Annotated in this window: 14 protein-coding genes; 3 read left to right on the forward strand and 11 right to left on the reverse strand. The window is 63.0% G+C overall.

The window, feature by feature from the left end; translation table 11 throughout:
* Positions 1-3: 3 nt before the first annotated feature.
* The 8 genes from J6524_RS22420 to J6524_RS22455 all read right to left on the reverse strand — a co-directional run bounded on the left by J6524_RS22420 (position 4) and on the right by J6524_RS22455 (position 7,346).
* A complete protein-coding gene (locus tag J6524_RS22420; protein ID WP_225674477.1) occupies positions 4-453 on the reverse strand; it encodes a (2Fe-2S)-binding protein in 450 nt (149 codons plus the stop codon).
* A 154-nt stretch (positions 454-607) separates the two neighbouring features.
* Positions 608-1,960 carry an MFS transporter gene (locus J6524_RS22425; RefSeq protein WP_225674479.1) on the reverse strand — a complete coding sequence of 451 codons (1,353 nt, stop codon included), beginning with the start codon at positions 1,958-1,960 and terminating at the stop codon, positions 608-610.
* 171 nt (positions 1,961-2,131) lie between these two features.
* On the reverse strand, positions 2,132-2,920 hold the full coding sequence (locus J6524_RS22430; RefSeq protein WP_225674481.1) for an ABC transporter ATP-binding protein: 789 nt from the start codon (positions 2,918-2,920) through the stop codon (positions 2,132-2,134).
* On the reverse strand, positions 2,908-3,963 hold the full coding sequence (locus J6524_RS22435) for a dihydrodipicolinate synthase family protein (RefSeq protein WP_225674483.1): 1,056 nt from the start codon (positions 3,961-3,963) through the stop codon (positions 2,908-2,910). The genes J6524_RS22430 and J6524_RS22435 overlap by 13 nt, the downstream gene beginning before the upstream one ends.
* Positions 3,964-3,974: 11 nt before the next feature.
* Complete coding sequence (locus J6524_RS22440) at positions 3,975-4,799, reverse strand: GNAT family N-acetyltransferase (protein ID WP_225674485.1); 825 nt, start codon at positions 4,797-4,799, stop codon at positions 3,975-3,977.
* Complete coding sequence (locus J6524_RS22445) at positions 4,786-5,823, reverse strand: NAD-dependent epimerase/dehydratase family protein (RefSeq protein WP_312002447.1); 1,038 nt, start codon at positions 5,821-5,823, stop codon at positions 4,786-4,788. Before J6524_RS22445 ends, J6524_RS22440 begins: the two co-directional genes overlap by 14 nt.
* 14 nt (positions 5,824-5,837) lie before the next feature.
* Positions 5,838-6,608: an ABC transporter permease gene (locus J6524_RS22450; protein WP_225674489.1), complete on the reverse strand. Its 771-nt coding sequence runs from the start codon at positions 6,606-6,608 to the stop codon at positions 5,838-5,840.
* Between the two features lie 90 nt (positions 6,609-6,698).
* On the reverse strand, positions 6,699-7,346 hold the full coding sequence (locus tag J6524_RS22455; RefSeq protein ID WP_225674491.1) for a TetR/AcrR family transcriptional regulator: 648 nt from the start codon (positions 7,344-7,346) through the stop codon (positions 6,699-6,701).
* Between the two features lie 99 nt (positions 7,347-7,445).
* Here J6524_RS22455 and J6524_RS22460 point away from each other — a divergent pair, with 99 nt between their 5' ends.
* Positions 7,446-8,450, forward strand: coding sequence for an ABC transporter substrate-binding protein (locus J6524_RS22460; protein WP_225674493.1), 1,005 nt, complete (start codon positions 7,446-7,448; stop codon positions 8,448-8,450).
* 154 nt (positions 8,451-8,604) lie between these two features.
* Here the strand turns inward: J6524_RS22460 and J6524_RS22465 are convergent, their stop codons facing one another.
* Complete coding sequence (locus J6524_RS22465; RefSeq protein ID WP_225674495.1) at positions 8,605-9,084, reverse strand: MarR family winged helix-turn-helix transcriptional regulator; 480 nt, start codon at positions 9,082-9,084, stop codon at positions 8,605-8,607.
* A 63-nt stretch (positions 9,085-9,147) separates the two neighbouring features.
* Here J6524_RS22465 and J6524_RS22470 point away from each other — a divergent pair, with 63 nt between their 5' ends.
* A complete protein-coding gene (locus tag J6524_RS22470; protein WP_225674497.1) occupies positions 9,148-9,576 on the forward strand; it encodes an anthrone oxygenase family protein in 429 nt (142 codons plus the stop codon).
* Positions 9,577-9,583: 7 nt separating this feature from the next.
* Here J6524_RS22470 and J6524_RS22475 read toward each other — a convergent pair whose 3' ends face one another.
* Positions 9,584-10,570 (reverse strand): Bug family tripartite tricarboxylate transporter substrate binding protein, encoded by a 987-nt coding sequence (locus J6524_RS22475; protein WP_225674499.1) that lies wholly within the window; start codon positions 10,568-10,570, stop codon positions 9,584-9,586.
* 69 nt (positions 10,571-10,639) lie between these two features.
* Positions 10,640-11,452 (reverse strand): IclR family transcriptional regulator, encoded by an 813-nt coding sequence (locus tag J6524_RS22480; protein ID WP_225674501.1) that lies wholly within the window; start codon positions 11,450-11,452, stop codon positions 10,640-10,642.
* A 103-nt stretch (positions 11,453-11,555) separates the two neighbouring features.
* Here J6524_RS22480 and J6524_RS22485 point away from each other — a divergent pair, with 103 nt between their 5' ends.
* Positions 11,556-13,385, forward strand: coding sequence for a flavin-containing monooxygenase (locus J6524_RS22485; RefSeq protein WP_225674502.1), 1,830 nt, complete (start codon positions 11,556-11,558; stop codon positions 13,383-13,385).
* Positions 13,386-13,435: the final 50 nt, after the last annotated feature.

Raw genomic sequence — 13,435 nt, forward strand, 5'->3', positions numbered from 1 at the left:
ACCTCAAGCGCTCGCGGCGGCGTGGATTGCCTCGCGGACCTGCTGGAAGGTCCCGCAGCGGCATATATTGGTGATGGCCTCGTCGATGTCCTGGTCGGTCGGCTTCGGCTTCTCCTTGAGAAGGGCTGCGACCGCCATGATCATGCCGCTCTGGCAATAGCCGCATTGCGGGACATCGTGGGCAATCCAGGCCTGCTGCACCTTGTGCAGTGCGCCGTTGCTGGCGAGTCCTTCGATCGTGGTGATCTGCTTGCCGACCGCTTCGCTGACAGTCATGCCGCAGGAGCGCATCGCGACCCCGTCCACATGCACCGTGCAGGCGCCGCATAGCGCGATGCCGCACCCGTACTTGGTGCCGGTCAGTCCAACATTTTCCCTGATCGCCCAAAGCAGTGGTGTGTCGTCTTCGACATCCACATTGATTGTTTTGCCGTTAATTGTGAGGTTTGCCATCGCGTATCCCCTGTTAGCTCAATCCACCGAGTGAGCTGCGCGCGGGAAGATGGCGTGCAACTTGGAATAGTTCAAATCAAGAAAAAGCGTGTTTGCGGACCGGAAGAAATTCGATCTGCCGGTGTTGCGTCGGCACGTGCCGATCGCATGGCTGTCATGCTTTTTCTGCAGGCACAGTAAGACGCAGGAAGCTCATCAGACTCCCCAGCGCGGCAAAGCCGGCCCCGAGCGCCAGCGCCACCGTCGCGCCGTTGTGACCGGCGAGGGCAAAGCATAGCGCCGCCAGCGCCGCGCCGAGGGTTTGGCCGGTCAGGCGGGCGGTCGCGACGATGCCGCTTGCGCTGCCGCTGCGATGCGGCGGTGCGCTCGACATCAGTGCCCGCAGATTGGGCGTCTGAAAGAATCCAAATCCGATCCCGCAAATCACCGTGCGCCAGACGATGTTGGCGACACTTGGGTCCGGCGGCAGCGTCGCTAGCAGCGCCATGCCAATGCCGAGCAACACCAGCCCGAGGCCGCCGAGGATGCCGACGGGATAGCGGTCGGATAGCCGGCCCCCGATCGGCGCCATGATCGCCACCACCAGCGGCCACGGAGTCATGAAGAAGCCGGTCTCGACTTGCGAGCGGTGCAGGACGTCCTCGAAGTAAAAGGGCAGCGAGACGAAGGCGAGTCCCTGCACGGCGAACGCGCAGACCGAGGTGGCCGCGGACAGCGCGAACATCGGCCGCTTGAAGAGATCGATCGGCAACATCGGCGCCGGATGATTCTGATATCTGCGGCTGATGACCCAGCCGAGCGCTAACGCCGCGCCAAGGGTCAGCCCGACCAGGACGGGCGGCACCTGATGCGCGGCGCCGCCTATTCCGATGATGAAGAGGCCGAGACAGCTTGCGGTGAGTCCTGCGCTTGCAAAATCGAAGGCGTGTACCGCGCGCGGTGTTTTCGGCAAGGTCTTCAGGCCGATCCAGATTGCAATCACGCCGAAGGGGATGTTGATCGCGAACAGCCACGGCCATGTGCCGACTGCAAGGATTGCAGAGGCAATGCTTGGGCCGAAGGTGAAGGCGGTTCCGACCACGAGCGCGTTGTGGCCGAAGCCGCGGCCGAGCATGTGGGTGGGATAGACGAAACGGACCAGGGCGGCGTTCACGCTCATGATGCCGCTGGCGCCAAGGCCCTGCAGCGCGCGTGCCGCGGTCAGGCTGGGCAGCGACCATGCCAGGGCGCAGCCGAGCGAGGCGAGCGTAAACAGCACCAGGCCTCCGATGTAGATGCGCTCATGGCCGACGATCTCGCCAAGCGCGCCGAGCGGCAGCAGCGTCGCCACTAGTGCGATCTGATAGATGTTGACCACCCAGACCACATCCGCCGGGCTGACGCGGAGATCGGCGGCAATGGCCGGAAGGGCGACATTGGCGATCGCCGTATCCAGCGAAGCCATCGCCAGCGCAGTGAAGATCGCAGCGACTGCCCACCGCCTGAGTTCGGGCGGCAGGCCGTCCATGGGGGCTGCTGATTTTGAAGTGACCTCTGCGCACATTCTGTCGGGCTCTCCACGCCGGCCGCGGACGCGCCCGTCTCGCGGCGTGTACTACGAACGCGACATGCGCCACAGGCGCTTCCTTGCATGATGCGTATGCGAAGCGGGCTGGCGAAGTGGCGGGAGCGCGGGTGCCTACGGGCCGGCGCTCAATCCCAGGCGTGCATAAATTCTTCGCGCATAGGCGCCGAATTCATCGGTGGTCTTGATCGGCAGCGCGCGTGGAAACGGTAGCTCAATCGGGAAATACTCCGCCATCCGCGCAGGACCTGCGGTCAGCACCGCACAATGTGAGGCGAGAAACACCGCCTCCTGGATCGAATGCGTGACGAACAGGATGGTCTTGCCGCTCTCGCGCCAGATCCTGAGCATTTCGAGGTTCATCTGTTCGCGGGTCAGCGCGTCGAGCGCGCCGAACGGCTCGTCCATCAGGATCAGCTTGGGATCATGGATGAAGGCGCGCGCAATCGCCGTGCGCTGCTGCATGCCACCGGACAGTTGCTGCGGATATTTGTCTTCGTAACCGGCGAGGCCGACCAGGTTGAGGAGCTCACGGGCGCGGCTCCGCGCCGCCTTCATCGGGAGACCGACGATTTCGGCCGGCAGCAGCACGTTGTCCAGAATGGTTCGCCATTTCAGCAGCAAGGCCTGCTGAAACACCATGCCGATGTCGCGCGCGGGATCGAACGGCGTCTTGGCATTGCCGATTTTGATCGTGCCGCCGTCGGCTTCATGCAGCCCGGCGAGGATCTTCAGCACAGTGGTCTTGCCGCAGCCGGACGGGCCGACCAGCGAAACCAGCTCGCCTTCCTTCACGTCCATGGTGACGTCGGAGACGGCGAGGAATTCCGCGCCTTTGGAGCGATAGACCTTGCGGACGTTGCGCAGGCTGATGAAGGGCTCGTCCGTGCTCATGCCAGCCATTTCTCGAGGTTCGCCTTCACGAAGGCGTCGTCGGAGAGATCGGCATGCTCGCGGCAGACGCGGTCGATCTGTTGCATCTGGCCGGGGCTCAGTCCTTCGGCGGGATCGAGGCACCATAGGCCTTGCATCAACCCCTGCCGCCGCAGCACTTCATGGCAGCCGGCGATGCAGCCATGGAAATTATTGGCGACGTCGAAGAACGCGCTGTTGCAGTCGGTGACGCGGGCGTCGAGCGCCAACAGATCAGCCGGTATGGTGTCCTTGCCCCGCGCGGCCTTGCACATCTCGAATTGCTTGATCGCGCTCGCCGTCCAGACCGACCAGTGGCCAAGGAGGCCGCCCCTGAAATAGGCGCGGGTGGTGACGCCGTTGTCGCGCAGGTCGAACGGCAAGGTGAGATCGAGCAGGATGTGATCGTCATTGCCGGTATAGAGCGCGACGCGGTCGAGCGCGCCCGCCGCCGCGACCCCGCGCAGCACGTCCAGCGTCCGATAACGATTGAACGGCGCGATCTTGATGGCGATCACGTTGTCGATGCAAGCGAAGCGACGCCAGAAATCGGCGCTGAGGATGACGCCGCCGACCGCCGGCTGCAGGTAAAAGCCGACCAGCGGGATCTCGCGCGCCACCGTTTCGCAATGGGTGATGATCTCGTCTTCGGAAGCCGATTTCATCGCGGCGAGGCTGAGCAGGCCGGCGTGATAGCCGATGCCGCGTGCGGTTTGCGCCTCCGCAATGGCTTGTTGGGTCGGGCCGGCCAGTCCCGCCACCATCGCGACCGGCCGCCTGGTCCATGTATCAGCGGTCTCGGCTGCCAGCTCCAGCACCGGGCGGTACAGGCCGACATCGCGGATCGCAAACTGCGTGGTATGCACGCCGACGGCCAATCCGCCGGCGCCGGCGTCGAGGTAATACCGCGTCAGTACCCGTTGATGCCTGGTATCGAGCTTGCGGTTCGCGTCGAGCGCGAGGGGATGCGCCGGCAGCACGGTGCCGTTGGCGATCAGCCTGCGGATCTCGGGCTTGATTTCGCTATGGTGCATGACGGCACTTTCTATCCAAATTCCGGTCCGGCGACGGCGAATGGCAGTTGCGCGGGCGAGGCGGTTGCGGGGCCAAAGCGCATGCGCTGAAACGGCCGCTCGATGCTCCAGCCCGCGCGGACGAGCCCGTCCAGAAACTCATCCTGGGAGAACACCGCGTCGATCAGCCACGGGGCGGTTTCAGAGCCAACAACGGCCTCCACCAGCTTCAACGCCTGATCGGCGCGATCGGCCAGCACCGGGCCGATATGTCGCGCAGTGCGCCCATCGCGGACGAGGGCCATGGCTCGATCGCCCGACACGATGCGGGAGCCGGGGCGAGCTGCAAATTCCGACAGCAATGTGCTGCGGTCGAACCCCATGGCTCTGCTATCGCGCGTGGCCAAGGCGTCGGGGCTGCCCGCTGAGGGCTGTTGTGTCGCCTTGGTGCCTTGCGGCTTCTCCAGCCGCAGCCGTCGCAATTGCAGTGTCGGCATGAAGCCGAGTGGGCCGTAGACGGTGGCGCCGGCCGGTGTTGCATCGAGCCAGCTCGTCAGGCCGCGTCGTTTCGCCAAGTTGAGGCAGGTATCCACGAGCGTGGTCGCGATGCCGCGGCGGCGGAAGTCGGCGGTCACCAGCACCATGCTGATCCAGGCGTTGCCCGCCGAGTAAGGCAATAGCGCCGCGGTTGCGACCAGCCGTTCGCCGTCGCGCACGCCGAACACAATTCCTTGGGCGAGGAAAAATCGCCAGTCGGCCTCATTCTGGTTCCAGCCGGCTTCAGTCGACAGCACCAGAGCGGCCTGCGCGTCGCCGACGCCAAGCTCGACGACGTCGATCGGCTCAGTACCGGCCATCGCGCACCTCGTACTTGGTGGGCTTGCCGAGGCTCGGCATTGATCGCGAGACCCAGTCGGCAGTCCAAGTGATGAGCTGTTCGGTATCGACGATCGGCAGGCCGAACAGTTTCACCGCCTGCGAGGTGTCGGTGAGCCAGGCCGTCGGCTCCTCCTTGCCAACGATCACGGGCGCGAGGCCAAAGCGCTGGCCGAAATTTGCGGCGAGATCGCGCACAGCGAGGATTTCGTGGCCGCTGACGTTGATCGGCGAAGTTGGTATCTCACAGTGCGCGAGACAGCGCAGAGCCTGCGCCGAAGCGTCGCCCTGCCAGATGAAGTTGACATGACCGAGGCTGACGTCGATCGGCTTGCCCTGCAGAACCTTGCTTGCGATGTCGTGCAGTACGCCGTAGCGCATGTCGATCGCGTAGTTGAGCCGGAACAATCGCCCCGGCGTCGAATACTTCTTCGAGAAATACTCGAACATGCGTTCGCGTCCGACGCAGGATTGCGCGTACTCGCCGGGCGGGTTGGGAGGCATATCTTCGGTCGAGCCTTTGCTATCCACCGGCACGAACGGATAGACACAGCCGGTCGAGAACGCGACGATGCGCGAAGATGAAAAAGCTTGTGCGACCAGGGCAGGGACGTGTGAGTTCATCGCCCAGGTCAGCGACAGATCGCCTTCGGCGCCGAACTTGCGGCCGGCCATGAACACGACATTTGAAATCTTCGGCAGCGCCTTGATGGCAGCTTCATCGAGCAGGTCGCAACTGATGGTCTCGACGCCGCGCGCCTGCAGCCAGTCCTTCACAGTGGGATCGCTGAAGCGCGCGACGCCAATCACGCGGCGCTCCGGTGCGGCCGCCTTGGCAAGGCCCGCCAGTGTCGGCCCCATCTTGCCGGCGACGCCCAAGATCATGATGTCACCGTCGACCTTGCGGAGATCGTCGATCAGCGCCTGGCTCGGGCGGCACAACAGCTCGTCGAGTGCGTCGATATCGGCAATCGTCTGCGGCAGGTTTTCGCGCGTTAGCAGCATGTTCATTCCCTGTCTTATTGCAGGCGGATGTCGCGCACGACGAACATCCGCTCGAGGCCGAGCACGAGGCCATACAGGGCCACACCGAGCAGTGTCAGGAGCACGACCGCCATCACCATCGCCGGCGTATCCAGCGAGGATTGCACCTGGATCATGAGATAGCCGAGCCCGCGCTCGGAGGCGATGAACTCGCCGACGATGGCGCCGGCCACCGCCAGGATCGCGCCGACCTTCATTCCGGAAAACACGTAAGGCAACGCGCCAGGCAACTGGATTTTTCGGAACAGCGTCCAACGGGAGCCGCGCAACGATTTCACGAGATCCAAGAGATCGGGCTCGACCTCGCTCAAACCCCTCGCGGTCGTCAGCAGGATCGGAAAAAAGCAGATGGAAAACGCAATCAGGATGTTCGGAAAGATGCCGTAGGAGAACCAGACGATGAAGAGCGGCCCGAGCGCCACTTTCGGGATCATGTTCAGCGTCACGAACAGCGGCAGCAGTAACAGGCTGACCAGCGGCGACCAGGTGAACATCACGGCGAGCGTGATGCCGACCAGCGCGCCGAGGCAGAACCCGCCGAGAATTTCGGCCGCCGTCACCGCGAGATTGGAGAGCCAGGCATAGCTCGGCGAGCCCAGCGTCTTGATGGTCGCCAGCGGCGAGGGGAGAATGAATTTCGGCACCTGGAACGCATCGACCAGAACCTGCCAGAGCACAATCACGGCCAGATGCACGATCAGGATGATCGCAAAAGATCGTGCCGGTCCGCCGTCTCCGCTGAACACCGCAAGACTCCTTTTGAGGCACGGCCGGGTTCCCAAGCCGCGAGGCGGCAATCTATCGCGGCACCATCCGACAATCAACTATCTGGTTGATTAGGGGCGGAGCGAGTGCATCACCAGGTCGACGACATGCTTGCGGCGGGCTTGTCTGGCGGCCCGGCTCGACAGGTCCTTGCCGAAGATCGCCGACAGGGTCGGCGTGTTCGAGAAATAGAAGTAGCTGAGCCCGGCGATCGAAATATAGAGGTGCACCGGATTGATGCCTTTGCGGAATGTGCCGGCCTTCACGCCCTCGGACAGAATGGCCGAGATCATGCTGACCAGCGGCGAATGCATGGCTTCCAGCTTGCGCGAGCCGCGCACATGGCGGGCGCCGCCGCGATTTTCGTCGTTCAGCAGTACGATGAAATCGGGATGTGCAGCGAGGTGGTCGAAGGAACTTTCGATCAGCTTCTTGATGGCCCGTTCTGGCGGCAGTCCTTCGAGGTTTAGCTTGCGCTCCTGGGCGCGAATCTCCTCATAGACCCATTCGAGCACCGCCAGATAAAGCGCATCCTTGTCGCCGAAATAGTGATAGACCAGTTGCTTGTTGACCCCCGCGCGCGCCGCGATCTCGTCGACCCGGGCGCCGGCGAGGCCGCTGCTGGCGAATTCCCGCCGCGCCGCCGTCAATAGCTTCTTGCGGGTGGCGGCCGGATCACGCCGCTGCGGCTTCAAGTCGTCCGTTCGTCTCTTGGGCATTTCCAACCAAATAGTTGACAACTCGTCTTGTCCCTAGTTGCATTGGTAGCGTCACCCGTGTGCGGCGACAAGATCGGGTTGTAGAACGAGGAGCGTGCGATGAAGGCTTTGCGAATTGCGGGACTGGCGCTTGCGCTTGCCATACCGGCTGCGCCCTGCGTGGCGGGCGAAGCCGTCAACCTGATCCTGAACTGGACGCCGACCGCGGACCATTCGCCGTTCTATTACGCCAAGTCGCAGGGCTGGTACGAAAAGGCCGGCATCGATCTGACGATCGAGGTCGGCAAGGGCTCCGGCGTCTCCTCGCTGAAGGTCGGCTCCGGCGGCTCGCCGTTCGGTATCGCCGATCTCGCGACCGCCTTGGTGGCCAAGAGCAAGGGCGCCGACGTGGTGGCCTTGATGAGCATCTACGCCAATACGGGGCAGACCTTCTACTGGCTGAAGAGCTATGGCGTGAACGGGCCAAAGGATTTTCCGAACCACAAGATCGGCAACCCGCCCGGCGATGCGTCGCGGGTGATGTGGCCAGCCTTTGCCAAGGCCGCCGGTATCGCGCCGGACTCCGTGAATTTCGTCAATGTCGGCCCAACCGCCAAGATCGCGGCGCTGAAGGCCCATACCGTAGACATCATCAGCGACTTCTACAACGAGCACGATCTCAAGGTGATCGAGTTCGGCGCCGATCTCGGCTATGTCAACTGGAAGGATATCGGCCTCAATCCTTATGGCAATTCGCTGATCGTCAACGGCGCGTACCTCGCGAAGAACCCGAAACTGGTCGAGGAGTTCGTCAAGATCAGCCAGAAGGCTTATGCGGCCTGCGTCGCCGACGTTGAGCCCTGTCTCAAGGCGCTGCTCGACCAGGCTTCCGGTCTCGACAAGGAAAACCAGCAGCGCCAGTGGGAGCGCATCAAGTTCCTGATGACAGACGAATTCACCACGACCAAGGCATTGGGATGGATCGACGCCGAGCGCATGAAGAAGGACTACGAGCTGGTGCAGACCTATCTCGGCATGGAAAAGCCGTTCGACGTGAATACGGCGTTTTCGGTTAAGATGCTTGATACGTCGATCAAGATGGACGCCAGCAAGGTGAAGAAGTAGGGCAGTAGCGTCTCCGCCGTCATTGCGAACGAAGCGAAGCAATCCATAGCGCGGCATACCGGATAGATGGATTGCTTCGTCGCTTCGCTCCTCGCAATGACAGTTGAAGCATCACCGCAGTGCGGCGCTTGACGATGTTGGCGCCACCACTGGGTCAATCATCTTCGCGGCTTTTGCCGAGTTCCTGATCGAGCCGCTCGCATAACGTCGCGAGCAGGCGGCGCGTCTTCGCGAGTTCCTCGGCGCTGATTCCCTTGGCCAGCGCATTTGCCCAGGGCGTCTGTAACCGGCTGGCGGAAGCAAAGGCGTCTTCGCCCCGTTTGGTCAGCGCGACGAGATGCGCGCGCCGATGGTGCGGATTAGGACGCAGCTCAACAAGGCCGTCGTCCCGCATTTCGTTGACGATGCGCTGAACGCCCTGGCGATTGAGGCCCATATTCCGCGCCAGCCAGGCTACCGGTTGCAGGCTTGGCGAAAGCGCGATCGCGCCCAGCACCTGCCAGCGGGCGCTGGTGAGGCCGAGATCGGCAACAAGGCGGTCACCGGCCGTGAGCAGGCGGCCGTTGAGGCGGAACACCGTAAGGACCAGATCGGTCAGGGCCTCGCCGCCGGGCGAGTGTCGTTGGCCTGTCATTTGACTATTAGTATCCAGTATGACAACATGTTGTCAATATAGGAAAGTGACGTGGAGTACATCATGTTTGCAGGACAGCTTGCGACGATCGTTGCTGCCGCGTTCGCGGGAGCGGCGTTCTATATCAACTTCGCCGAGCAGCCGGCCCGGCTCGGCCTCGATGACCGGGCTCTTCTGAAAGAGTGGAAGCCAAGCTACGACCGTGGCCTCACGATGCAGGCGAGTTGTGCGGTGATTTCGGGCGTGCTCGGTCTGATCGCGGCCTGGGCGACGTGGGATTGGCGCTGGATCGTCGGCGCGGTGCTCATTCTCGCCAACTGGCCCTATACGCTGCTCGGCATCATGCCGACCAACCACGCTTTGAAGGCGATTGCCGAGGACGATGCAGGTCCGCAGTCACGCGCGCTGATCGTGAAGTGGGGAGGTCTGCACGCGGTCAGGACCGGCCTTGGGATCGCGGCGACGCTGGCGTATCTATGGGCGCTGAACTAGCGCCGCTTCACTGCAGCGCCATGCCGGCGGTCGCGATCACCTTGGTCAGCTTCTCGTGGTCGGCCTTCATCAGCGCGGCGAGATCGGCAAGCGGCATCGGCTTGCCCGGGATATTGGCGACGGCGAGCTGGCGCTGCACCTCGGGGTTCTGCAGCGCCTTGTTGATACCGTCATTGATTTTCGCGACGATGGCGTCCGGCGTGCCGGCCTGAACATAGATGCCGTACCAGGGCACATAAGTGGCTTCCGGAAATCCGGCTTCCGCAATCGTCGGCACATCGGGCAGATCGGTGACGCGCTTGTCGGTCATCACGGCAAGCGGTTTCACGGTGCCGGCCTTGATGTGCGGCAAGGCGAGCTCAAGCGAGACGATCTCGAAATGCATCAAATTCGTCATCAGATCGATCAGGGCCTGCGGCTGGCCCTTGTAGCCGACATTGGTGAGCTTGATGTTCGCCGCCTGAAACAGCTTCTGCGCGCTCAGGTCGATCGATGACCCCGTGCCGGGATTGCCGAAGTTCAATTCGCCAGGTTTGTTGCGCGCGATCTCGACGAATTCCTTGATAGTGCTGGCCGGCATCGAGGGATGAACCAGCGCGACGCTCTGATTCCAGACGGCGAGGCCGACGCATCGGAGATCCCTGAGCGCATCCCAGCCGGCGTCCTTGTAAAGCGTCGGGTTGACCAGCGCCGCCGGACCGGTGACGAGCCAGGTGTAACCATCGGGTTCGCTGCGCGCGACCGATGCGGTGCCGATGTTGCTGTTGCCGCCCGGCCTTGCCTCGATGATCACGGTGTTCATCCAGTCGCGGCCGACCTGCTCGGTCACGGCGCGGGCAACAATGTCGACGATACCGCCGGCGGGATAGGGCACGACGATGCGGATCGGGAGGCTTGGGTAATTGCTCTGCGCCTGTGCTGCATTGGCGAGTAGCATGGCCGCGCCAACGGCAATACCCATGGCGAAGCCCAGCACGGTCTCGATCCGGCTCATTCTTCCCTCCCCGTATGTTGCGCACCTTGCGAGCGGCGCGCGCCTTTGCCCCTCTTGCGGGGGGTATTTTTATTCGCCGGCTACCAGCGAGCGGATGCTGCGCGCCAGGCCCAGCATGCGCGGGCCGCATTCGCGCTCGATCTGCTCGGCGTTGAAGCGGAACGAGGGAATGCCGCAATTGACGGAAAGACAATCGCCTGATGGCGTGCGGTACAGCGGCGCCGCGACGCCGAAGATCTCGCGCCGCCAGTCGCCGAGCGAAATCGCAAAGCCGCGCTCCTTGCAAAGTTCGACATCCGGCAGCGTGCGCGTCTTCACATAATCAGCTTCTTCCGGACGTTCGGCCTTTACGTTCGCCACATATGCATCGAGCTCTTCCCTGGTGAAGAGCGACAGCAGAGCGCGGCCGACGGCGGTCGGCGCCAGCGAGCCGGTAAAGCCGACGTCGGGCAAATGCGCCACCGCGTCGGTGGTGCGCAGCGTCTCGACATAGATGAAGTCGAGCCCGAATGGCATCGCAATCGACACGGTGCCGCCGGTATAGGCGGCGAAATCGCGCATCAAGGGCCGCGCCAGTTGCCGCACCTTCAGCGCCGACAGCACCGGATAGGCGGCGGCGAGTATCGCGAGCCCGAGCTGGAAACGTCCTTTGGCATCGCGCTTGAGATAGCCGAGCTGCGCCAGCGTGTAGGTCAGCCGCGACACTGTCGGGCGCGACAGGCCGGTATGCAGCGCCAGTTCGGCATTCGATAGCGAACCGCTGCGGTTGCGGAACGCGGCCAGCACGTCGAGCCCATGCGCCAGCGTAGTCGCAAAGGAGGGATCGGCCTGGTCCTCCGCCGTCCTGGATTTCAAGGGATCGATGCTGGAAATCGCTGCCATAGCTGGAAATTGGCCATCATGGCCCATTCTGTCAATATATCGAAATGAATTTGCATATCGTTTCGAATTGCGCTTAGGTTCCGCGAAAGGGAGGCCGCTCCGGATGACAATGACCGAACAAGGCGAAAAAGCCCTGACCTCGCAGGGGCCCATGATCGACAAGGAGCAGCTGCGCCAAAAATATCTGGAGGAGCGCAACAAGCGGCTGCGTCCTGACGGCAACGATCAATATCTGCGCGTCGCGGGGCAGCTCGCGCATTATCTCGACGATCCCTATACGCCGGTCACTCCGCGCGACCCGAAAACCGATCACGTCACCTTCGGCTTTATCGGCGGCGGTTTCGCCGGGCTCGTCACCGCGGCGCGGCTTGTGGAAGCCGGCGTGAAGGATGTCCGGGTCATCGAGAAGGGCGGCGACTTTGGCGGCACCTGGTACTGGAACCGCTATCCGGGCGCGCAATGCGACACCGCGTCGATGGTCTACATGCCGCTGCTCGAGGAAACCGGGCACATGCCGTCCGAGAAATATGCGCATGCGCCGGAAATCCTCGCGCACTGCCAGCGCATCGGCAAGCAATACGGCCTCTACAACAATGCGCTGTTTCATACCGAAGCCGTGGACCTCGCTTGGGACGAAGCAAAGTCGCGCTGGAATATCCGCACCAATCGCGGCGACGCCTTCACCGCGCAGTTCGTCGGCATGGGCACCGGGCCGCTGCACGTGCCGAAGCTCCCGGGCCTTCCCGGCATCCAGTCGTTCAGGGGACACTCGTTCCACACCAGCCGGTGGGATTACGATTACACCGGCGGCAATCCGTCGGGCGCGCTGATGGAGAAACTCGCCGACAAGCGCGTCGGCATCATAGGCACCGGCGCCACGTCCGTGCAGTGCGTGCCGCATCTCGCGCGCGCCTGCAAGGAGCTCTACGTGTTCCAACGCACGCCATCCTCGGTCGACGTGCGCGACAATGCGCCGATCGATCCGGAGTGGTTTGCCGGGATCGCCACGCCCGGCTGGCAGCAGCGCTGGCTGGAGAATTTTACCGCCAACCAGGCCGGCGGCTCCGCGGAAGTAGATCTGGTGCAGGACGGCTGGACCGACCTGTCGCGACGCATTCGCGCCAAGATCATGGACCTGCCGCGCGAGCAGCGCACGGCACAAAACATGCTGGCGGCGTTCGAAGATTCCGATTTCGAGAAGATGGAGGAAATCCGCACGCGGGTCGACAGTATCGTGGAGAACCGCGAAACCGCGGCAAAGCTCAAGGCCTGGTATCGCCAGCTCTGCAAACGGCCATGCTTCCACGACTCCTATCTGCAAGCCTTTAACACGCCGGGCACCCATCTGATCGATACCGACGGCAAGGGCGTCGAGCGTATCACTGAGGACGGCGTCGTCGTCGCTGGCAGGGAATACCAGCTCGACTGCATCATCTATGCATCCGGCTTCGAGGTCGGCACCGAGTACAAGCGGCGCGCCGGCTTCGACCTGACCGGCCGTGGCGGCGTCAAGCTGTCGGACCATTGGGCGTCGGGCATGCGCACCAAGCACGGCATTCACGTGCACGGTTTCCCGAACGCGTTCTTCGTGCAGCCGGCGCAGGGCGCCAATCTCATCTCCAATGTCCCGCACAATCTCACCGATGCTGCGAAGACGATCGCGTTGATGGTGCAGCATGCGCGGGCAAACGGGTTCAAGGAAATCGAGGTCACCAGGGAAGCCGAGGATCGCTGGGTCGAGCTGCTGCTGACCGGCCCTGGACGCATGATCGGTTCACCCGATTGCACGCCCGGCTATTACAACAATGAGGGACACGAGCCGGGCCCGGCGGCCAAGCTCAACGTTGGCCATCCAGCAGGTCCGCTGGCCTACTTCAAATATATCGAGGGTTGGCGCAGCAGCGGCAAGTTCGAGGGAATCGCGTTTCGCTGACGTCGAATTACTCGGGGTTTCGTCTCAGTTGCGAAGAGGGAGTACACGAT

The organism is Bradyrhizobium hereditatis (assembly GCF_020329435.1).
GTDB lineage: Bacteria > Pseudomonadota > Alphaproteobacteria > Rhizobiales > Xanthobacteraceae > Bradyrhizobium > Bradyrhizobium hereditatis.

Excerpts from the sequence above, each read along its gene's own strand:
- J6524_RS22445 (WP_312002447.1), bottom strand. The coding sequence starts at position 5,823 with ATGCTGCTAACGCGCGAAAACCTGCCGCAGACGATTGCCGATATCGAC.
- J6524_RS22460 (WP_225674493.1), top strand. The coding sequence starts at position 7,446 with ATGAAGGCTTTGCGAATTGCGGGACTGGCGCTTGCGCTTGCCATACCG.
- J6524_RS22440 (WP_225674485.1), bottom strand. The coding sequence starts at position 4,799 with ATGGCCGGTACTGAGCCGATCGACGTCGTCGAGCTTGGCGTCGGCGAC.
- J6524_RS22425 (WP_225674479.1), bottom strand. The coding sequence starts at position 1,960 with ATGGACGGCCTGCCGCCCGAACTCAGGCGGTGGGCAGTCGCTGCGATC.
- J6524_RS22480 (WP_225674501.1), bottom strand. The coding sequence starts at position 11,452 with ATGGCAGCGATTTCCAGCATCGATCCCTTGAAATCCAGGACGGCGGAG.
- J6524_RS22420 (WP_225674477.1), bottom strand. The coding sequence starts at position 453 with ATGGCAAACCTCACAATTAACGGCAAAACAATCAATGTGGATGTCGAA.
- J6524_RS22465 (WP_225674495.1), bottom strand. The coding sequence starts at position 9,084 with ATGACAGGCCAACGACACTCGCCCGGCGGCGAGGCCCTGACCGATCTG.
- J6524_RS22435 (WP_225674483.1), bottom strand. The coding sequence starts at position 3,963 with ATGCACCATAGCGAAATCAAGCCCGAGATCCGCAGGCTGATCGCCAAC.
- J6524_RS22470 (WP_225674497.1), top strand. The coding sequence starts at position 9,148 with ATGTTTGCAGGACAGCTTGCGACGATCGTTGCTGCCGCGTTCGCGGGA.
- J6524_RS22475 (WP_225674499.1), bottom strand. The coding sequence starts at position 10,570 with ATGAGCCGGATCGAGACCGTGCTGGGCTTCGCCATGGGTATTGCCGTT.
- J6524_RS22430 (WP_225674481.1), bottom strand. The coding sequence starts at position 2,920 with ATGGCTGGCATGAGCACGGACGAGCCCTTCATCAGCCTGCGCAACGTC.
- J6524_RS22455 (WP_225674491.1), bottom strand. The coding sequence starts at position 7,346 with ATGCCCAAGAGACGAACGGACGACTTGAAGCCGCAGCGGCGTGATCCG.
- J6524_RS22485 (WP_225674502.1), top strand. The coding sequence starts at position 11,556 with ATGACAATGACCGAACAAGGCGAAAAAGCCCTGACCTCGCAGGGGCCC.